General features: G+C 59.6%; 1 protein-coding gene. It reads left to right on the top strand.

Translation table 11 applies throughout. The annotated features are described in order from the left end of the window. The coding region (locus tag D183_RS28030; RefSeq protein ID WP_232757279.1) for a hypothetical protein at window positions 1-256 on the top strand (256 nt) is incomplete at its 5' end. Window positions 257-356 lie beyond the last annotated feature (100 nt).

Genomic DNA, 356 nt, shown 5'->3' with positions numbered 1-356 from the left:
CCGCCGCTTCGGAAGGGAACCCGGTAAGTCAAAAGCCGAAGCAACAGCAAAGACCGAAGCGACTGCCGCTGCAGCGCACACCCCCGTCATTCCAGCGGCCGCCAGCGAATGCACTTCGCGTGGTAGCCCATGTCGGCTGTTGATCGCGGTGGACACGCAACGACGTTGGTTTTCGAAGAAGCTGCAGGCGCGGTTGTGCGTGGCTTACAGGTGGCTGTGCCGGCGTGCCGAGGTCAGGCGCATCACCATGCAATGACGTATGTATGCGCGGTATCCGCAATAGCTTTTGCTATTGATGTTGCGTTGGTTTTTGACTTACTGGGTTCCCTTCCGCAGCGGCGGATGGACCGGGGAAA

Source organism: Xanthomonas sp. SHU 199 (genome assembly GCF_000364665.1).
Classification (GTDB): Bacteria; Pseudomonadota; Gammaproteobacteria; order Xanthomonadales; family Xanthomonadaceae; genus Xanthomonas_A; species Xanthomonas_A sontii.
Note: the sequence above shows the minus strand (reverse complement) of the source record. Positions and strands in the feature narration are given on the sequence as shown.